The sequence below is a fragment of the Rhodococcus sp. RS1C4 genome (assembly GCF_002258225.1).
Classification (GTDB): domain Bacteria; phylum Actinomycetota; class Actinomycetes; order Mycobacteriales; family Mycobacteriaceae; genus Rhodococcoides; species Rhodococcoides fascians_E.
Window position 1 is genome coordinate 118,186 of record NZ_NOXZ01000007.1, and the last position, 19,310, is coordinate 137,495.

The window sequence follows — 19,310 nt, forward strand, 5'->3', positions numbered from 1 at the left end:
TAGCGGGAAAATCAGCGTCCTGCGCGGCTCTTGAGAGCATTCACAAAAACGTTGGGGATTTCCGCCGGATTTCTGGCCAGAAAGCTGGTTCCGCCGGTCGCCGCGGAGATCTGCTGGAGAACCCCGGCGTCGGCGTCGTCGGTGATACCGATCGTGACGATGACGACAGGCTTGGTGGGATCCTGCTCGGCACGCAACGTCGAGAGGAGTTCGTCGAGCGAGATGCTGCCCGGGTCCTCGTTGGAACCGTCGGTGAGGATGATGACGCTGTTGATGTAATCGGGGTCGTATCCCTCTTTGACCTGGCGGAACGCCGCGAGCGCCGTGTCGTACAGGCCTGTTCCGCCGCCCACGAGGCCCGGGAGCGTGCGCGTCGCCTGCAGCAGAAGGTCACGCTGCGACGTGCCGTTCACGTCCTCGTCGAGCCGACGAATCGGAACCAACTCGCGGTAGTCCTGGTCTCCCCCACCGAGGCCGACCGAGAAGGCCCACAACCCCAGCGCGGCGTTGTTCGGGAACAACCGATTGCCGGTATCGCTGGCCTGCACGGTGAGCCCGATACGGGTGTCCGCACCCGCGCTGTACCCCATCGACCCCGACACGTCCTCCATCACGAGGGTGCGCGACGGCAGGGCCAGAACCTGGTAGCGACGCAGGGTCTCCTCGGCAGTCTGCTGGTCGGCGATGGTCAACGCCTCGATGTCCCCGACGCCACGGCCGTCGCTGAGCGGAGTGCCGTCGGGTGCTCGGAATCCGGCGTCGGACAGAGCTTGCAACCCCGTCTCCGACGCCAGGGCCTCCGCCACGGCGAGCCCGACGGCCTTCGCGCCCTCGACGCGATCGTCGGCCGGTTCGGTCACGGCCAGCGGAAAGTTGAGAAAGAAACTGCCGGTGGGGGGCGTCGTCGTGCCGAGTTCGGCGCCGGTGGATTTCTGGAAGTCGAGGTACGACTGCTCGGACACCACCGACACTCCGCCGTCGGCGACCATCTCCTCCAGACGCACCGTCGGATCTGCTTCACCGCGGGTAGCGGCCTGCGCCTGCGCGATCGGCACCAGCGCGGCCGACACCGAATCCACGGCGTCCGCGTCGGAGCCCGCCTCCGAGAGCGCCCCGAGAATGGCAGCGTCGGAGATGGTGTTGGTCAACGGATTTCCGATGCGCAGACTCTTCAGCTGCAGAGCCGTCAACCAGGAGTCGAAGAACGGAACCTCGTCCTTGCGTGCGGCGATCACCGCCGGGGAACTCGCCACCGACTGGCTTGCTACATCCACCAGCGAACCCGTCGCGCGCACGGCCTTTCCCACCCACAGTGCGGAATCCGGGATCCACAACGACGGCGCATCCGCACCCATCGACACTGCAGCCGACGCCGTGCCGGAATCGGTCGCGGTGACCTCCACCGTCGCGCACCCGAGATCCTCGGCCGAGGTGTCGTCGACGACCTGCTGGACCACTCCTGCGATAGCAGGGTCCGCGGCCAGGGAGTACGTGGCCGGATCCGTGCAATCGGAACCGAAGGCCTTCTGCGCCGCGAACACTCCACCGCCGACGACGAGCAGGAGAACGACGGCGATGATCCCGTACTTCACCGCCGGAACGGCGCTTGCACCCGACGCGGGGGCACTGTGTCTACCAGGGGCACTGTGTCTGCCGGGCATGGAAAGGCCTCTCCGTTGTCAGGCGTACAGCGATTCGAAGGTCTTCATCGAGTTCTCGATGTCACCCTTCAGCGCCCGAGCGACGCCGGAGCCTATCGGGCCGAACAAGGGGGCACCGCCGAGCTCGACGTCCAGCGTCAGGTCGGAGCCGCCGCTCTTGCCCTCCGCGACCGACAACACCAGCCCGATCTTCACTCCGCCCTTGCCGTTGCCCTTCAACTTCAGCTTCTTCGGCGGGTCGTAGCTCTCGATGGTCCACCGGACGCGGTTACGCATCCCTTTCACCGACGCGACGGACTCCAGAGTGGTGCCGACGGACAGTTGTTCCGGCAGGTCGGAGCGCCATCCCTCGTGGATGGACAACCACTTGTCGTAGTCGGCGAGATCGGACGCATGAGTCCACGCAGTCTCGGGGTCGAGCGGGACGTTGACGGTTACCTTCAGCTTGGCCACGGAAGGGATCGTAACCAAACGCGTCAACCCCGATGTGTGAGGCAGACCTCACCGGGGCCCGCGGAGTTGTGATAGCTACCAGCTCCCACCCCCGCACACACTGCAGTCCCCCGCACAGGCTGCAACCTGTGCGAGGGACTGGAAGGTGTGCGGGAGCAGAACGAAATCGCGCGTCGTACAACACAATCGAGTTATCCCCAGGATCGTTCATCCACAGCTATCGCGAACGCGCCCGATCGACCACGATCGTCGCCATGCGATTCGACGAGGACCCGTTGCTGATGCGTAGCCAGCTCGTGCGCACCGGAACGTCGGACAGCGAGATACGGACCGCGACCAGGAACGGGACGATGAAGCGAATCCGACGCGGCGCATTCGCCGATTCGTCGGCGCTCCAGGCTCTGGGGCCCGAGGATCGCCACGTTCTCCGGACGCGGGCGCACGCGAACGCCGCCGGTGGCCGACTCGTCGTGAGTCACCAGTCCGCTGCCCTGGTCCACGGGATCGCACTGTGGGCCCCGGATCTGCAGCGTGTTCATTTCACCGTCGGTCGTAGCGGTGGTGGCCGTAAGACCGGTGGGCGGCACGTTCATCCCGCACCTCTCGAGTATCTGAAACCTGGGCAGACACCGGCTGCTGCTGTGGTCGCCGAGAAGAAGCGCGAGGACGCGCTGCGAGCGCACGGTTGGATCGTTCTCCGGTTGACGTGGTCCGACCTCGAGAACCCCGACAGGCTGGTGTCCAAGCTGCGAGCGTCGATCGAGCTCGCAGCCGCACTCCCCACCCCACGCACCGTGGTCCGGCGGTCGGCAAGGTGACCCCCTTCCCGCACACACTGCAGTCCCCCGCACAGGCTGCAACCTGTGCGAGGGACTGGAAGGTGTGCGAGAGAGATGGAACCCTCAGTGGGCGGTGGCTTTCTCCGCACCGATACCGGTGAGTGAGCGAACCTCCATCTCGGCTTGCTTGGCGCGGCTCTCGCTGTCCTTCGACAGCAGCGTACCGACGATTCCCAGCACGAATGCGAGTGGGATGGAGACGATTCCGGGGTTGGACAACGGGAACCAGGCGAAGTCCGAGCCGGGGATCATCGCGGTCTTGGATCCGGACACGGCCGGGGAGAAGACGATGAGCACGAGCGTCGAGATGAGGCCGCCGTACATGCTGCACAGTGCGCCGGTGGTGTTGAAGCGACGCCAGAACAGCGAGTACACGATGGTCGGCAGGTTCGCCGCGGCAGCGACCGCGAAGGCGAGTGCGACGAGGAACGCGATGTTCTGACCGTTCGCCAGGATGCCGAGGCCGATGGCGAGTGCACCGATCACGACGGCGGTGATGCGCGAGACCTTGACCTGCTTCTTCTCGTCGACATCGCCCTTCTTGATGACGCTGGCGTAGATGTCGTGAGCGAAGGACGCCGACGCGGTGATGGTCAGGCCGGCGACCACGGCGAGGATCGTCGCGAAGGCGACCGCCGAGATGACACCGAGCAGGATGACGCCACCGAGCTCGAAGGCCAACAGCGGTGCCGCGGAGTTCTGTCCGCCTGCCGACGCCAGGATGCGGTCCGGTCCGACGATTGCTGCGGCTCCGTAGCCGAGCACCAGGGTGAAGAGGTAGAACGCGCCGATGAGTGCGATGGCCCAGACGACGCTGCGACGAGCTTCCTTCGCGGTGGGGACGGTGTAGAAGCGCATGAGAACGTGTGGGAGACCAGCAGTTCCGAGCACGAGTGCGATACCGAGTGACAGGAAGTTGAGCTTGGACATGTTGCTGCCGCCGTACTGAGCGCCCGGCTCCAGAACCTGGCGGGCTGCGACTGCATCATCGGCGGAGCCGGTGATCGTTTCCTGTGCACTACCGAGCAGCTCGGAGATGTTGAAGCCGAACTTCGCGAGAACGAGCACCGTCATGAACAGTGCACCGGCGATGAGCAGAACCGCCTTGATGATCTGGACCCACGTGGTGCCCTTCATGCCGCCGACGAGGACGTAGACGATCATCAACACACCGACGACGGCGATGACGATGGACTGCCCGGTGCGGTCGGAGATGTCGAGCAGGAGTGCGACGAGTCCGCCTGCGCCCGCCATCTGCGCGAGGAGGTAGAACAGCGACACCGTCAGCGTCGACAGCGCGGCCGCGGTGCGCACCGGACGTTGCTTGAGGCGGAAGCTCAACACGTCGGCCATCGTGAATTTGCCTGTGTTGCGGAGCAACTCGGCCACGAGCAGCAGCGCGACGAGCCAGGCGACGAGGAAGCCGATGGAGTAGAGGAAGCCGTCGTACCCGTAGACGGCGATGGCGCCCGCGATGCCGAGGAAGCTTGCCGCGGAGAGGTAGTCGCCTGCGATGGCGACGCCGTTCTGTGGTCCGGAGAATCCGCCACCGGCGGTGAAGAACTCGGAGGCGGTCGCGTTCTTCTTCGAGGCGCGGATGACGACGAACATCGTGACGGCGACGAACGCTCCGAAGATCGCGATGTTGACGAGTGGTTCGCCGACGGTGGTGTCTGCGGCTTGCGCCAGGACGTTCATCGCTTGGCCTCCTGGGACGCGATCATGTCGTTGCGCAGTGCCTCGGCGCGCGGGTCGAGTTCACGGTTCGCGAAACGAACGTAGATGCCCGTGATCGCGAAGGTGGTGACGAACTGCCCCAGTCCGAGGAGCAGGCCGACGTTGACGTTGCCCCACACAGGGGTGGACATGAAGTCGTGCGCGTAGTTGCTCAGCAGCACGTAGACGATGTACCAGATCAGGAAGAACGCGGTCATCGGGAAGACGAAGCTGCGCAGGCGTCGACGCAGTTCCTGAAATTCCGGGCTTGCTTGCATGTCGATGAACGCTTGCTCGTCCGGTGGTGGAGATGTGTCCGGTGTTGTCACGAAAGTGCTCCCTCGTCGTGGCGTCACGGAGTGTGACGGAAGATCTGGACTGAGAGTAGTGAGATGGGGATCACAAAAGAACGTGGTGGCGTCGGTCACACGTTCAGCTGCGTAGGTCTGCGCCGAACGGTTGTCTCACCGCGACAAACGGCCGAGGTGTCAGAGTTCGCGCTCGCGGTCCTTGCCGACACCCAGGCGTTCGGGAGCGTGCAATCGGGTGAAGATGCCGCCGATGTCGACGGGAACCGTCCGCGATGTCGCCTTGCTGACCAGGTACATCAACCCGAAAGCGAGGGGCACGCTGACAGCGGCCGGGTACCCGAGGACGGTCGCCGCCCATCCCCCGAACCATGCCTCCGGAATTCCGAACACCGACAGCGACGCTGCCACGAGCGAGACGGTTCCGCCGCCGATCAGCCCGGCTGCTGCACCGGCCGCAGTCAGTCCGCGCCACCAGATGCCCAGCACGAGGAGGGGGCACAGCGTCGACGCGGCAACCGCGAACACCAGCCCCACCGTGCGGGACAGATCGAGCGACGCGAGCCCGAGGGACATCGCCAGCGGCACGGCTCCCGCGAGCACCGCTGCGATGCGGAAGTCTCGGACGCGTCCACGCAGTACATCGGTGCTGAGCACCCCGGCGATGCTCACCAACAGACCCGACGACGTCGACAGGAACGCCGCGATGGCCCCGGCGGCGACGAGAGCGGCCAGGAGTTGGCCTCCCACACCGGACAACACCGACCCGGGGAGCAGCAGTACCGCCGCGTCGGAGTTCCCGGTGATCAACAACTGCGGAACGTACAGACGCGCGAAGACTCCCAGCAGAGTCGGAAAGAGATAGAACAAGCCGAGCAGACCGAGGACCGTCAGCGACGTCACTCGCGCGGCACGACCGTCGGGATTGGTGTAGAACCGCACGAGCACGTGAGGCAAACCGAGGGTGCCGAGGAACGTCGCCAGAATGAGCGAATACACCTGGTACAGCGGATGCATGCCGCCGAGCCCGCCACCGGGCATCGCCCACTGACGGTCCGTCGTCGGTGCGCCCGCCACGACGGGAACGGCCGAACCCGCGTCGAGCACCAGGGACGTTCCCTCGGACAACTCGTGCGTGCCTGCACCCAGCACCACCGCGCCGTCGACGCTGTCACCGTCGAGAGTGCCGCTGATGAGCGCGCCGATCGGTGAATCCACCTGAACGAGAACATCGGTGTTGATCTCGACCGTCGTCACCCGGTCCACCGTCGGTGGCGCCGGACTACCGACCGCACGATCGTCGGCGAAGAAGTGCACGGCAAGCACGAGGGCCGGAACAGCGACGGCCGTCAGCTTCAACCAGTACTGGAAGGCCTGCACGAACGTGATGGAGCGCATGCCTCCACCGACGACGTTGGCGATGACGATGAACCCGACGACCGCCGCGCCCACCCACCCGGGAACTCCCAGCAAGATATTGAGAGTGAGGCCCGCACCCTGAAACTGCGGCACGAGGTACAGAGCGCAGATGACCACGACGACGAACATCGCGAGGGTGCGCAATCGCCCGGAGCCCAGTCGGAACTCGGCGAAATCGGGAACGGTGTAGGCGCCGCTGCGCCGAAGCGGCGCGGCAACGAACAGCAGCAGACCCAGATACCCGGCAGTGAAACCGATCGGATACCACAGGGCGTCGGCACCGTACTTCGCGATGAGGCCGGCGACCCCGAGAAACGATGCAGCCGAAAGGTATTCGCCGGAGATGGCGGCCGCATTCCATTTCGGCCCCACGGTGCGTGACGCGACGAGGAAGTCCGACGTGGTGCGGGCCAGGCGCACGCCGTACACACCGATGGCGACGGTCGCGGCGGCAGCGATCAGCAACGCTCCCACCGTGAGCCACGGCACCCCCGTCATGATCAGTCGTCCACCAGGTCGAGGAATTGCTGCTCGATGCGCTCGGAGCGGCGGACGTGGATCCAGCCGACACCCAGCAGCAACGGGTAGACCGCGACCCCGAGCACGACCCACGGCAACCGAACTCCGAACACCACGGCGTCGGAGAACGCGGGAACGAGCAGGCCCAGCAACGGAATCGAGAACAGTACGGCGAGCGTCACCACGGCGAGGCGGATCGACAGCAGCAGTTGAGCGCGAACGAGGCCGCGCACCATGGCGTCGCCGACCTCGGTGTGTTCCTGCACTTCCACCCGTGTTCTGACGATCCGGGCGCCGCGCCTGCGGGCAAGGACCACGCGTTCACGCGGGTTCCGACCGGGCTCCGTCACCGATTCGACCAGGATTGCAGCGGGCCGCGGACGAGACGATCCTTGAGTGCCCGGGTGTGACGCCTGCTCACCGGGAGTTCGACGGCCGCGAGGTCTCCGTGGCGTCGGAGGCACACCACGAGCCCCGATCCGACGCTCTTGATGCCCGTCACCAACGACAGGGACACCAGGTAGGACCGGTGCACTCGGAGGAAACCGACTTCTGCCCAACGACTTTCGAGGGTGGAGATAGGGATCCGCACGAGGTGAGAGCCTGTGGAGGTGTGCAGCCGGGCGTAATCGCCGTCCGCTTCCACCCACCCCACGCTCGCACGTTGCACGAGCGTCGTCGTGCCGCCGAGCTCGACCGGGATGATCTCGTCCCCTGTAGCCGGTTCCTGACCCTCCAGTCGTCGGCCCGCGGCGGTGATTCGGCGCAGAGATTCCGCCAGACGGTCCTCGCGCAAGGGTTTGAGCAGGTAGTCGACGGCGCCGAGGTCGAATGCGGCCAGTGCTCGGTCGTCGTGGGCGGTGACGAACACGACCGCCGGTGGACGCACGAAGTTCGAGAGGATCCCGGCGAGCTCCAACCCGTCGAGACCGGGCATGTTGATGTCGAGGAACACTGCGTCGATCGCCGGGTAGGACGCGTCGACCGGATGTTGCAGTCGTCGCAGTGCCGTCGTGGCGTCCGACGCGACGAAGACCTCGGCCACCGAATCCTGCGCGTTCAGCAGAAAAGCCAACTCGTCGAGCGCCGGCTTCTCGTCGTCGACTGCGAGCACAACAAGACCGGTCATCACCGCATCATCCCAGACATCCAGCGCTGCCGACCACGGCGGTCATGCCCGAATCCCCGCTTTGAACTTGGGAACCCGCATGCTGACCTTCGTTCCGGCACCCATGCCCGTGTCCACGACGAGACCGTAGTCGTTGCCGAACGCCGCGCGCAGTCGATCGTCCACATTGGACAGACCCACGTGCGCGGCCTCGTCGGAGTCCAGCGTTCCCGATCGCAGCAGTTCCGGATCCATTCCGACGCCGTCGTCCTCGACGCTGATGAGGCAGTCGGTTCCCTCGTCGGCCGCGACGATGGTGATGGTGCCGCCACCGGCGCGACCCGCGATCCCGTGCCGCACCGCGTTCTCGACCAGGGGCTGCAGCGCGAGAAACGGCAGTGCGACGTTCAGTACCTCGGGCGCGACCTGCAACGTGACCTGCAGAGTGTCGCCGAAGCGTGCCCGCTCGAGCGTCAGGTACCGATCGATGTTGCGTAGTTCGTCGGACAGGACGGTGAACTCGCCGGAGTTACGGAACGAGTAGCGGGTGAAATCCGCGAACTCCAGCACCAGCTCTCGTGCTCTGTCGGGATCGGTACGGACGAACGAGGCGACCGTGCCGAGAGCGTTGTAGATGAAGTGCGGGCTGATCTGAGCGCGCAGTGCTCGGACTTCGGCGCGGTCGAGGCGTGCACGCGAGGCGTCGAGTTCGGCCAACTCGATCTGCCCGCAGGCGTAGCGGGCGACCTCGCCGACGGCTCCGAGCATGCCCGGTCCGGGCGTCGACGTGGTGACGACACCGAGAACCCCGACGACACCGACGTCCTCGACGAGCAACGGTTGGACCACCACGGTGCGCCACGTGGCACCCGCAGGCGCGGTGATCAGAATTCGGCGCTGCCCGCCGACTGCCCGCGCGGCCGCCTCGAGGAACTGCCCGACCACCTCCTCGAAGGGACCGTTCCACGCCAGCAGGTGCGCGTCGGCGTCGGCGACGCCGAGTGCGTCGCCACCGGTGAGCGCGCGCAGATGAGGCGCGGCCTCGGCCGCGGACTGGGTGTCCAGGCCGCGGCGCAGCGGGCGGGCTGCCAACGATGCGGTATGCAGCGTCGCGTGGACCGCGCGCTCCTCGGGCGTCGTCAGATCCCGCCGTCCCCGCAGACTGATCACGGCGACGGCAACGATCGCGCAGGCCACGATGACCGCGAACCACATCAGAGCCGAGGTCATTCGGGTTGGCGCTCGGCATCGAGTTGGGTCAGCAGCGTCTTGGGCGCCACCGTCCGGTACGCATCCTCCACGATGTCCGCGATGTCCTCCCAGTCCTGCGGCACGTCGAGGTAGACGCCGATCCACCCTCGCCCGCCGAAGTACGGGGGTACGTAGAAGCGGGTGCTGTCCTTCGCAACCCAGGCTTGCTGCGCCCCGGCCGGGGCGGCGGCGACGAATCCGACGCGGTCGTCGTGGTGATGATCGGAGAACATCGCGAACTGTGGAGACTTTCTGACGAACCAGGACGGTTCGCCGTGGCTGATGCGCTCGGTGGCCTCGGGAAGCGCCAGGCACAGCGCCCGCACCATCGTCAGTGGGTTCGGATCCATGTCATCCTCCTGCACAGGTGTCGGGCGGTGGTACGCCGGCAAATCTGTCGGCCAACCACGCCACCCCGTCGGCGACGGCCGCCTGGTCCGAATGCCCCTGGCCGGGCTCTTCCCGGATGGACACGACGTCTCCCATCGAGCATGCCCGCGCTACGGCGTCGCGTGTCCATTTCGGGTCGATCAATTGATCCTGTTGCCCGACGACAGCCAGCAACGGCACATCCGTCCGCGTCCGCGGCAGTGCGACGGACGTCAACCACTCCACCATCTTCAGACGTGACGCCTCGGTGGCCGGCGTCGCGTCCGACGCCGTCAGACGCCCGGCGGCTTCCGCCTTCTGCACACCGAGGAGGTCCGTGCACGCGGTCAGCGCGCGCCTGTCGGCCTCGAGTGCGCCCCGGACGAACTCCGTTCCGGTCACCTCCGGATGCCGGTACTGCAGCCCGTCGACGAGAAACGGCGTCAGCAGAATCTGCGGAAGGGTGTTCACGTGCCCCGCGTCGAACATGGGCGCGAGATCGAGGACGGGAGACAGCGCGGCGCTGCCGACGAGCTCCAACCCGTCGGCGTAGTCCGCATGCTCCGCTGCCGCCCACACGGCCTGTCCACCTTGGGAATTACCGATCGCTCCCCACCGCGCACCGGTGCCGGGTACGACGTTCGCGGCCGCGCGGACTGCGTCGATGACGTTGTACGCCGCGGCATTGGGGTCGAGGTAGGGATGAATACCGGGAGTGCCGATGCCCTCGTAGTCCGTGACCGCGACGACCATGCCTCGTTCGAGGAACGGGGCGACCGTGCCGATGGTGCCCAACAGGTTCGGGTACAGCGACGGAGCGCACTCGTCGGTGACTCCGGTCGTGCCGTGACCCACGGACACGATGGGCCAACCACCCTGTGGCGGTGTACCTTTCGGGGCGAAGATCACCCCGGACACTTCGGTCCGCGACGTGCCGTCACCCGACGTGGACGCGTACACCACGCGGGTGGCGGACGCACCGAGGAACCGCACAGCGAGGTCGAGATGACCCATGTCCGTCTGCGAGACGATCGCACCACGTTCGTCGCCGACGGGTGCCGGTGCGACAGCGGGTACGGACGAATCGAGCGCAGGCTGCGCCTCGGGCCCGCCGCACCCGGCGAGAAGAGTCAGAGCCAGGGCACCGACCAGCCACCGCCGCACTATCGGTTTCTCCGTTCCAGTCGCGCTTCGGCCGCAGCTTCTTCCACGTCGAGACCGTCGAGCACGGTCCGCAGGACCTCGTCGTCCAGTTCACCCGCATCACGGGCGTGCACCAGTGCTGCGCGCTGCGCGACGAGGACGTTGCGCCGCAACGTGTCGAACAGTGCGCCCGCTGCGGCGATCCGCTCTTCGTGGTCTTCGGTTTCGTCGGCGTCGAGTCGCGCGCGAACCGATCGCCGCACCCGCTCCAGGACGTGCTCGACGGATTCTCGGCTGGCTCCGTCGATCCCGTTCACCGCGGCCTCGGAGAGGTACTGCTCGGCAGCCGACCTCGAGATGGACCGTGCGAGAGCCGCCTGTTCGTCGGTTCGACGCTGTTCGTCGGCGTCGGCGACGTCGAGTCTGCGGATCAGCATCGGCAACGTCAGCCCCTGGATCACCAACGTCCCCACCGCAACGACGAATGCGACCGCTTGAATGACGGCGCGGCCCGGGAACGGATCTCCCGCCACGGTGGCGAGCGGCACACCCGACGCCGCGGCCAGCGTCACCACGCCGCGCATCCCCGCCCAGGACAGGACGAGGTTCTGTCGCCACGTCAGTCCGAGTACGTCGGACGTCTCCGACGCCTTTCTGCGCAGGAGTTTGCGCACCACGGATCGTCTGGAGGTGTTGACGAAGATCCAGGCCGGCCGGACGAGAATGACGACGAGCAGAACGAGCAGGGCGTAGGCGAAGATGTGGTGCACCGGCAGTCCGTCCCGCTGCACTTCCTCGATGACCGATTTGAGTTGCAACCCCATGTAGGCGAACACGAATGCTTCGAGCAGCAGGTCCATCAACGGCCAGACCTGGCGTTCCTGGATCCGCGTCGGGACCGCGACGTCGGCGGTGACCCTGCCGAGCACGAATCCCGCGGTCACGACGGCCAGCACTCCCGACGCGTGGATCTCCTCGGCAGCCAGATACGCGGTGAACGGAAGCACGAGTCCCAGAACGGTTTCCAGCGAGGAATCGCGGATGCGCGAACGAACGAAGCGGACGATGCGGGCCAGTACGTAGCCGACGATCACTCCGCCCGCGATCTCGTACGCGAAGAACAGTACGGGCGAGTCGATCTCGATCTTCTTGCCCGTCACCGACGCGACGGCGAGGGTGAACAGAGTCAAGGCGGCCGCATCGTTGACCAGGCTTTCCCCGGTAAGGATCGCCATCATGCGGGAGGGCAGTCCGAGTTTGCGGCCGACGGCGATCGCGGCCACGGCGTCGGGCGGCGCCACCACAGCGCCCAGGACCAGTGCGGCGCCGAGAGTGAGTTCGGGGACCAGCCAATTGGCGAAGTACCCCACGGCCACCGCGGTCACGATGACCATGACGATGCCGAGCCGGAGAATGTGTCCCAGGTTCTTGCGGAAGCTGACGAACGAGAAGTCGAGGGCGGCCGAGTACAACAGCGGAGGCAGCACCACGCCGAGGATCAGCTCGGGTGACAGGGTCAGCTGAGGAACTCCTGGAACGAACGACGCCGCCGATCCGACCGCGACGAGCACCAGCGGCACCTGAAGGTCGAAGCGTTTGGCGAAACCCGCCACCGCGACGGCCGCGATCACGACGAGTAGTAGTACTGGTCCGTCCACAGCTAGATCATGCCGTCAGCTGCGCGGCCTCGCGCAGCCGACTCGCACACGATCATCCGTTCACGGCTTGTCCGGGATGGCCTTCTTCGCCGCTTCCTGCACTTTGTCGACCTTGTCGGCGTACTTGCCACCGGTCTTGTCGTCGATGAAATCGCCTGCCTTGTCGACGACGTCCTCGATCTTGTCGGAGTTCTCGGCGGCGAGCTCTTTGCCCTTGTCGACGATGCCCTTGAGGTTGTCTGCGAAACCCATGAGATCACTCCATTCGCTGTGATTGTGCTGGCGGGAGAAGCTTACTTCGCGGAACCGTTTCGTTGCAGGGCCGCGCTGATGCGCCAGGACACCTCCACGAGCACGATTCCGACGGCGCCGATCACGAACGCCGAAGTCGTCAGCGCGATGTTCGACGGGTCGAGCTTGAAGAACGTGCGGCAGAACGGGATGGTGAACAGCGCCAGGTAGCCCAGCACCGAACCGGCGAGCAGCACGATCTTCCACCACACGTACGGCCGAGCGACGACGGCGAGCACCCATACGGCGATCATGATCAACGTGATCAGTGCCGTCGTGCTGGCCTGGGTCACCTGTTCCTCGGTCGCCTGCGGTCCTTGGTAGGCGAGCAGGTAGGACACGAACGTCGCGACGCCGACGATCAGGCCCGACGGCACCGCGAGGCGCATCACGCGCGGGACGAACCCGGACCGCGCACGCTCGTTGTTGGGGGCGAGCGACAGGATGAATGCAGGGATGCCGATCGTGAACCACGCGGCGATGGTGACGTGACGCGGCAGGAACGGATACGGAATCGGCTCGAAGTGGAAGATCTGCGACAGCACCCCGGACAGGCCGATGAGGAACGCCAGCAACACCGAGTACACGGTCTTGGTGAGGAACAGGTTCGAGACGCGTTCGATGTTGCCGATGACGCGTCGGCCTTCACCCACGACGTACGGCAGCGTCGCGAACTTGTTGTCCAGCAACACGATCTGCGCGACTGCGCGTGTCGCGGCACTGCCCGAGCCCATGGCGACACCGATGTCGGCGTCCTTGAGTGCGAGCACGTCGTTGACGCCGTCGCCGGTCATCGCCACGGTGTGTCCCCGGGACTGCAGGGCGCCGACCATCCGACGCTTCTGATCGGGGCGCACTCGTCCGAACGTGGTGGAATTCTCGACGGTGTCGGCGAGGTCCTCGGTGCGCTCGGGTAGGTTGCGTGCGTCGATGGGGCTGCCGGCGAGGCCGAGAGATCCCGCGACGGCCCCCACCGACACGGCGTTGTCCCCGGAGATGACCTTCACGGCAACGGATTGGCTCGCGAAGTACTCGAGTGTCTCGCGGGCGTCGGACCGCACCTTCTGTTCCAGGATCACCAGCGCCCGCGGAGTGACCACACCGGGGGCCGCGTCGTCGTCGACCGGGAGATCACTGCTGGCGAGCAGCAGAACACGCAGTCCCGACGAGCCGACTTCCTCTGCCTGGCGTGCGATGTCGCTGGTCGGGTCCAGCAGCACGTCGGGCGCTCCGAGAAGCCAGTTGCCGTCGTCTCCGTAGGACAGGCCGCTCCACTTCTTCGCCGACGAGAACGGCGCGACCGCGGTTTCGGTCCACCCCGGATCCTCCGGGAACGCTTCGGCGATCGCCAGAACACTGGCGTTCGGGCGTGGATCGTCGTGTGCGAGCGCGGCGAGGACGCGGGGCAGCACGGCCGTGTCCCCTTCCTCCACGACGCGAAGCTCCGCGAGCCGCATACCGTTCTCGGTCAACGTGCCCGTCTTGTCCGCACAGACCACGTCGACTCGCGCAAGCCCCTCGATTGCAGGAAGCTCCTGGACGAGGCACTTGCGTTGCCCGAGCCGAACGACACCGACGGCGAACGCGATCGACGTCATCAGCACCAGACCTTCGGGCACCATCGGAACGAGAGCTGCGACCATGCCGTTCAGCGCAGGGCCCAGCGACTGCCCCGACGAGAACAGCTGGTTGTAGATGATGAGCGCGCCTGCCGGGATCATCAGGTAGGTGATGAACTTCAGGATCTTGTCGATGCCGCTGCGCAGCTCGGAGTGCACCAGGGTGAACTTGCTCGCCTCCTCGGCGAGCTTGGCGGCGTACGCATCGCGGCCGACCTTCGTCGCGCGGTAGGCACCACTACCGGCCACGACGAAACTGCCGGACAGGATGGGCGCGTCGATCTCCTTGTGCACCGCGTCCGCTTCACCGGTCAGCAGCGACTCGTCGACCTCCAGCGACGACGCTTCGACCACGCTGCCGTCGACGACGATCTGATCACCCGGGCCCAACTCGATGACGTCACCGAGAACCACCTCGTCGGGGGCGACCTCGCGCGCGACGCCGTCCCGTCGAACGACCGGTTTGCTCTGGCCGACGATCGCCAGTTCGTCCAGAGTCTTCTTGGCCCGGATCTCCTGGATGATGCCGATACCGCTGTTGGCGATGATCAGCAACCCGAACATGCCGTCGACGATCGATCCCGTCGAGAGCACGATGATCAGCAGGACACCCAGAATTGCATTGATCCGCGTGAACACGTTGCCGCGGACGATGTCCTTGACCGAACGACTCGCCCGGGCCGGAACGTCGTTGGATTTTCCGTCGGCTCGAAGTTGCGCTACTTCCGCTTCGGTGAGTCCACGTTCCCACTGCGCGTCCGTCTCGATCGACATGGACACAGAGTAGTGGTCGTCAGCCGAGCCTCGCCCACCACCGATCGTCCTGTGTTCCCCTGGATGCATCAATCCGCTGACCCGGCATCGGCACGACCGTGGGAACGCCGACGCTGTCCGCTGCGGCCTTCAGCCGAACGATGGGTTCGGACCACGGGTGGAACGCCAGATTGAACGTCGCCCAGTGCACGGGGACGAGCACGTTGCCGCCCAGATCTCCGTGTGCCCGCACGGCTTCCTCCGGGTTCATGTGTATGTCCGCCCAACGTGGGTCGTAGGCACCGACCGGCAGCAACGTCAGATCGAACGGGCCGTACTTGGCGCCGATCTCCGCGAACTTGACCGTGTAACCGGTGTCACCGCCGAAGAAGACCCGGTGCTTCGGTCCAGCGAACGCCCAGGACGCCCACTGCGTCAGATCACGCCTCAGCCCTCGACCCGAGAAGTGCCTGGCTTCGGTGCAGGTGATGGTGATGCCGGCGACCTCGGTCTGTTCGTCCCAGTCCAACTCGACGATTCGGTCCTCGGGTATCCGCCAGTGGCGCAGGTGGGCACCGATCCCCAGCGGGACGACGAACGTCGCCGTCTGCAGGCTCGCGAGGCGCACGATGGTCGCCTTGTCGAGGTGGTCGTAGTGGTCGTGAGAGATGACGATCGCGTCGACGGAGGGAAGCGCGTCGAGGGCAACAGGCGTCGGATGCAGCCGCGACGGCCCCACGGTGCGCGAGGGCGACACTCGGTGGCTCCACACCGGGTCGGCGAGGATGCGCTTGCCGTCGAGTTCGATCAGCACGGACGAGTGGCCGTACCAGGTGACGGCTGTTTCACCGGCGTCGACGGGAGCGACCTGGGGTGCGAGGGGAATCGGTTGCTGCGGCTTGCCCAGCGCGCGGCGCCGGAGGAAGGACACCAGAATCGACTCGTCGCCGCCGCCGGAGAAGCTCGAGCTGGGTTCGGTGTTGTGGAATCGGCGGTCGCGGTAGCGTGCCGACCCTGCCGCGTACGGCGCGATCTTGCCTGCTGTCGCACCGATCTGAGCCGGGAGTCCCCACGCCGCTCGGGCCACCCATGCTGCACCTGCGATGCCGAGGGCGATCGGCACGATCCGCTGTTTGGTCACCCCCGCGAGGATAGGTGAGCCGAACCGGGCGAACAGGACAGGCGGTCGTTGGCTAGCCTCACCTCATGCCTTTCGGACGCACCCTGGCCATGACGCTGGTCACCGCCACCGCAGCTCTGACCCTCGTCGCATGCTCCTCGGCCGACGACGGCGAACCGGCCCGGGAACCAGCGTCGAACAGCGCTTTTCCGGTCTCGGTAGCCGGCGCCCTCGGCACCGCCGACGTGCCGGACAAGCCCGAACGCGTCGTTGCCTTGACGTGGACCGACGCGGACATCGTGTTCTCCCTGGGCGTAACGCCGATTTCCGTGGCACAGGCCCAGACGGACTCCGGCTATCAACCGTGGTTCGAGAACGCGGTGCCGCAGACCCCTCCCGTGTGGGAAGCGAGCGGAGCCACGATCCCCATCGAGGAGATCGCGGCCCTGCAACCCGATCTGATCGTCGCCACCAAGTCCTTCACCCTCGCGCGCGCGTACGACCAGCTGAAAGAGATCGCGCCGGTCGTCCATTTCGCCGACACCCCGTCGTCGGAGACGTGGCAGAGCGCGACCGCGACGGTGGCGTCGGCGCTGGGGGTTCCCGAGACGGGCGAGCAGGTGATCGCCGACACCGAGTCCCGCATCGCCGACGCGGCCGCGCAGTTCCCCGAACTGAACGGCAAGACCTTCACGTTCTTCGTCGGACCGAGCGAGGGCGCGGTCTACATCGTCAACTCACCGGACGACGCGGGTGCCAGCTTGCTGGGACAGCTCGGCATGACCCCGACGGAGTTCGCCACCGCCCAACCCGTCAGCACCATCCCGGGCCGCGCGCAGATCAGCTACGACTACCTGTCGGAGACGGACGCGGACGTCATCATCGCGACCGGCCTGCCAGGTTCCGTCGACGAGCTCGCCGCCCAGCCCGCCGTGCAGTCTCTCCCCGCCGTTGGACGGGGTGCGTTCGTGCCGCTCTCGCCCACGCAGGCACAATCGATCGCGTTCCCGTCGCCGCTCAGTCTGGATTGGGCATTGAACGAGATAGTCCCGCAGCTGGGCGATGCGGCTCGTAAGTAGAATGCTCGCGACGGTTTTGCTCTAGAAGGAGATCGCACACACTCATGACCACCGAACAGCGGGAATTTCAGGCCGAGACGCGCCAGCTCTTGGACCTGATGGTTCACTCCATCTACTCCAACAAGGACAGCTTCCTCAGGGAGCTGATCTCCAACGCATCCGACGCCCTCGACAAGTTGCGGCTCGAGTCCTACCGCAACAAGGACCTCGACGTCGACGTCTCCGATCTCCACATCGAGTTGGACATCGACAAGGAAGCACGGACGCTCACGATCCGTGACAACGGCATCGGCATGACGCGTGACGAGGTCATCGACCTCATCGGCACGCTCGCCAAGTCCGGCACGGCCGAGGTGCGCAAGAAGCTCAAGGAAGCGAAGGACGCCGCGGCGTCGGAGGAGCTGATCGGCCAGTTCGGCATCGGCTTCTACTCGACGTTCATGGTTGCGGAGAAGGTCTCGCTGCTGACCCGCAAGGCCGGCGAAACCAGCGCCACCCGCTGGGAGTCGACCGGCGAGGGCACCTACGAGATCTCCGACGTCGACGGCGCACCGCAGGGCAGCTCGATCACGTTGCACCTCAAGCCGACCGACGAAGAGGATCACCTCTACGACTACGCGTCGGAATCGAAGATCAAGCAGCTCGTCAAGAAGTACTCGGACTTCATCGCGTGGCCCATCCGCATCGACGTCGAGAAGACGGTCAAGGCAACCGAAGAGGGCGCCGAGGACACCGTCGAAATCGAGACGCAGACGATCAACTCGCAGAAGGCTCTGTGGACTCGGCCGAAGGACGAAGTGTCCGACGAGGAGTACAAGGAGTTCTACAAGCACGTCTCCCATGCCTGGGACGAGCCGCTCGAGGTCATCCCGTTCAAGGCCGAAGGCACGTTCGAATACCAAGCGCTGCTGTTCATTCCGTCGCAGGCACCGTTCGATCTGTTCATGCGCGAAGGCAAGTCGGGCGTGCACCTGTACGTCAAGCGCGTGTTCATCATGGACGACTCGGAGGAGCTGCTGCCGGAGTACCTGCGCTTCGTCAAAGGTGTCGTCGACGCACAGGACCTCTCGCTCAACGTCTCTCGTGAAATCCTGCAGCAGGACCGTCAGATCCGTGCGATCCGTCGTCGTCTGACGCGCAAGGTCCTCTCCACGGTCAAGGAGCTGCAGAGCGAGAACGCCGAGAAGTACCAGACGTTCTGGTCTCAGTTCGGCCGCGCGCTCAAGGAAGGCCTGATCTCCGACGCCGACAACCGCGAGACGCTGCTGTCGGTGTCGTCGTTCGCGTCCACCAACTCCGAGGAGGGTCTGACCACCCTCGCCGAGTACGTCGACCGGATGAAGGGCGGACAGGAGCAGATCTACTACATGACGGGCGAATCCCGTCAGCAGATCGAAAGCTCGCCGCACATGGAGGCGTTCAAGGCGCGCGGCATCGAGGTGCTGCTGCTGACCGACTCCGTCGACGAGGTCTGGGTCGGCAACGTCCCCGAGTTCGACGGCAAATCCTTCCAGTCCATCTCCAAGGGCGAGGTCGACCTCGACACCGAAGAGGAGAAGAAGGACGCCGAAGCCAAGCGCGAGGAGCAGGACAAGGAGTTCGAGGAGCTGCTGAAGTGGCTCACCGAGACCTTGTCCGAGGACGTCAAGGAGGTTCGCCTCTCGACCCGCCTGACCACCTCGCCCGCCTGCGTCGTCGGTGACGAGTTCAGCTTCTCCCCGCAGCTCGAGAAGATGTACAAGGCGTCGGGACAGTTCGTTCCGACCTCCAAGCGCATCCTCGAACTCAACCCGACGCACGATCTGGTGACGGGGCTCAAGAAGGCACGCGAGGAGCGCAGCGACGACGCCTCCCTTGCCGAGACCGCCGAACTGCTCTATGCGACGGCTCTTCTCGCCGAAGGCACCGAGTTGAAGGATCCGGCGAAGTTCTCTCGTCTGCTGGCCGATCGGTTGACCAGAACCGTCTAGGCGGCTCCGCCGCACGTGAGTGGAAATGTAGGCC

At 65.8% G+C, this 19,310-nt stretch carries 17 protein-coding genes; 3 read left to right on the forward strand and 14 right to left on the reverse strand.

Going from position 1 to position 19,310, the window contains the following annotated elements; translation table 11 throughout:
• Positions 1-11: 11 nt before the first annotated feature.
• Together CH289_RS02100 and CH289_RS02105 are read right to left on the reverse strand one after the other, a co-directional pair.
• Positions 12-1,661: a VWA domain-containing protein gene (locus tag CH289_RS02100; RefSeq protein WP_442978560.1), complete on the reverse strand. Its 1,650-nt coding sequence runs from the start codon at positions 1,659-1,661 to the stop codon at positions 12-14.
• Positions 1,662-1,679: 18 nt separating this feature from the next.
• On the reverse strand, positions 1,680-2,114 hold the full coding sequence (locus tag CH289_RS02105) for a type II toxin-antitoxin system Rv0910 family toxin (protein WP_019664434.1): 435 nt from the start codon (positions 2,112-2,114) through the stop codon (positions 1,680-1,682).
• Between the two features lie 254 nt (positions 2,115-2,368).
• Here CH289_RS02105 and CH289_RS02110 point away from each other — a divergent pair, with 254 nt between their 5' ends.
• The gene (locus CH289_RS02110; protein ID WP_020111463.1) at positions 2,369-2,932 is read left to right on the forward strand and encodes a hypothetical protein; all 564 of its coding nucleotides are present in this window, start codon (positions 2,369-2,371) and stop codon (positions 2,930-2,932) included.
• Between the two features lie 84 nt (positions 2,933-3,016).
• On the opposite strand, the gene CH289_RS02115 is transcribed toward CH289_RS02110, so the two are convergent.
• The 12 genes from CH289_RS02115 to CH289_RS02170 all read right to left on the reverse strand — a co-directional run bounded on the left by CH289_RS02115 (position 3,017) and on the right by CH289_RS02170 (position 16,248).
• Positions 3,017-4,651: a solute symporter family protein gene (locus CH289_RS02115; RefSeq protein WP_019664432.1), complete on the reverse strand. Its 1,635-nt coding sequence runs from the start codon at positions 4,649-4,651 to the stop codon at positions 3,017-3,019.
• A complete protein-coding gene (locus CH289_RS02120) occupies positions 4,648-4,947 on the reverse strand; it encodes a DUF485 domain-containing protein (protein ID WP_019664431.1) in 300 nt (99 codons plus the stop codon). Before CH289_RS02120 ends, CH289_RS02115 begins: the two co-directional genes overlap by 4 nt.
• A 210-nt stretch (positions 4,948-5,157) precedes the next feature.
• Positions 5,158-6,894: a sodium/solute symporter gene (locus CH289_RS02125; RefSeq protein ID WP_020111464.1), complete on the reverse strand. Its 1,737-nt coding sequence runs from the start codon at positions 6,892-6,894 to the stop codon at positions 5,158-5,160.
• A 2-nt stretch (positions 6,895-6,896) separates the two neighbouring features.
• Positions 6,897-7,265 carry a DUF485 domain-containing protein gene (locus CH289_RS02130; RefSeq protein WP_019664429.1) on the reverse strand — a complete coding sequence of 123 codons (369 nt, stop codon included), beginning with the start codon at positions 7,263-7,265 and terminating at the stop codon, positions 6,897-6,899.
• Positions 7,262-8,044 (reverse strand): LytR/AlgR family response regulator transcription factor, encoded by a 783-nt coding sequence (locus CH289_RS02135; RefSeq protein ID WP_020111465.1) that lies wholly within the window; start codon positions 8,042-8,044, stop codon positions 7,262-7,264. Before CH289_RS02135 ends, CH289_RS02130 begins: the two co-directional genes overlap by 4 nt.
• A gap of 42 nt (positions 8,045-8,086) precedes the next feature.
• Complete coding sequence (locus CH289_RS02140) at positions 8,087-9,238, reverse strand: sensor histidine kinase (protein WP_371828072.1); 1,152 nt, start codon at positions 9,236-9,238, stop codon at positions 8,087-8,089.
• Positions 9,239-9,249: 11 nt separating this feature from the next.
• Entirely contained in the window at positions 9,250-9,624 is a 375-nt protein-coding gene (locus CH289_RS02145; protein WP_026347670.1) for an MmcQ/YjbR family DNA-binding protein, read from the reverse strand.
• Between the two features lies 1 nt (position 9,625).
• Positions 9,626-10,807, reverse strand: a complete 1,182-nt coding sequence (locus CH289_RS02150; RefSeq protein WP_020111466.1) for a lipase family protein — start codon at positions 10,805-10,807, stop codon at positions 9,626-9,628.
• Positions 10,807-12,444, reverse strand: coding sequence for a Na+/H+ antiporter (locus CH289_RS02155; RefSeq protein WP_020111467.1), 1,638 nt, complete (start codon positions 12,442-12,444; stop codon positions 10,807-10,809). The genes CH289_RS02150 and CH289_RS02155 overlap by 1 nt, the downstream gene beginning before the upstream one ends.
• Positions 12,445-12,504: 60 nt before the next feature.
• Complete coding sequence (locus tag CH289_RS02160) at positions 12,505-12,696, reverse strand: antitoxin (protein ID WP_019664423.1); 192 nt, start codon at positions 12,694-12,696, stop codon at positions 12,505-12,507.
• Between the two features lie 41 nt (positions 12,697-12,737).
• Positions 12,738-15,128: an HAD-IC family P-type ATPase gene (locus CH289_RS02165; RefSeq protein WP_026347669.1), complete on the reverse strand. Its 2,391-nt coding sequence runs from the start codon at positions 15,126-15,128 to the stop codon at positions 12,738-12,740.
• Positions 15,129-15,147: 19 nt separating this feature from the next.
• A complete protein-coding gene (locus tag CH289_RS02170; RefSeq protein WP_020111469.1) occupies positions 15,148-16,248 on the reverse strand; it encodes an MBL fold metallo-hydrolase in 1,101 nt (366 codons plus the stop codon).
• Positions 16,249-16,313: 65 nt separating this feature from the next.
• On the opposite strand from CH289_RS02170, the gene CH289_RS02175 reads away from it, so the two are divergent.
• Positions 16,314-17,306 carry an ABC transporter substrate-binding protein gene (locus CH289_RS02175; protein WP_037143815.1) on the forward strand — a complete coding sequence of 331 codons (993 nt, stop codon included), beginning with the start codon at positions 16,314-16,316 and terminating at the stop codon, positions 17,304-17,306.
• Between the two features lie 44 nt (positions 17,307-17,350).
• Positions 17,351-19,276, forward strand: a complete 1,926-nt coding sequence (gene htpG, locus CH289_RS02180) for a molecular chaperone HtpG (RefSeq protein WP_019664419.1) — start codon at positions 17,351-17,353, stop codon at positions 19,274-19,276.
• Positions 19,277-19,310: the final 34 nt, after the last annotated feature.

Bases quoted from the DNA above. Each gene is read 5' to 3' on its own strand.
- CH289_RS02110 (WP_020111463.1), top strand. From the start codon at position 2,369: ATGCGATTCGACGAGGACCCGTTGCTGATGCGTAGCCAGCTCGTGCGC.
- CH289_RS02145 (WP_026347670.1), bottom strand. From the start codon at position 9,624: ATGGATCCGAACCCACTGACGATGGTGCGGGCGCTGTGCCTGGCGCTT.
- CH289_RS02115 (WP_019664432.1), bottom strand. From the start codon at position 4,651: ATGAACGTCCTGGCGCAAGCCGCAGACACCACCGTCGGCGAACCACTC.
- CH289_RS02120 (WP_019664431.1), bottom strand. From the start codon at position 4,947: ATGCAAGCAAGCCCGGAATTTCAGGAACTGCGTCGACGCCTGCGCAGC.
- CH289_RS02165 (WP_026347669.1), bottom strand. From the start codon at position 15,128: ATGTCGATCGAGACGGACGCGCAGTGGGAACGTGGACTCACCGAAGCG.
- CH289_RS02160 (WP_019664423.1), bottom strand. From the start codon at position 12,696: ATGGGTTTCGCAGACAACCTCAAGGGCATCGTCGACAAGGGCAAAGAG.
- htpG (WP_019664419.1), top strand. From the start codon at position 17,351: ATGACCACCGAACAGCGGGAATTTCAGGCCGAGACGCGCCAGCTCTTG.
- CH289_RS02125 (WP_020111464.1), bottom strand. From the start codon at position 6,894: ATGACGGGGGTGCCGTGGCTCACGGTGGGAGCGTTGCTGATCGCTGCC.
- CH289_RS02100 (WP_442978560.1), bottom strand. From the start codon at position 1,661: ATGCCCGGCAGACACAGTGCCCCTGGTAGACACAGTGCCCCCGCGTCG.
- CH289_RS02175 (WP_037143815.1), top strand. From the start codon at position 16,314: ATGCCTTTCGGACGCACCCTGGCCATGACGCTGGTCACCGCCACCGCA.
- CH289_RS02140 (WP_371828072.1), bottom strand. From the start codon at position 9,238: ATGTGGTTCGCGGTCATCGTGGCCTGCGCGATCGTTGCCGTCGCCGTG.
- CH289_RS02135 (WP_020111465.1), bottom strand. From the start codon at position 8,044: ATGACCGGTCTTGTTGTGCTCGCAGTCGACGACGAGAAGCCGGCGCTC.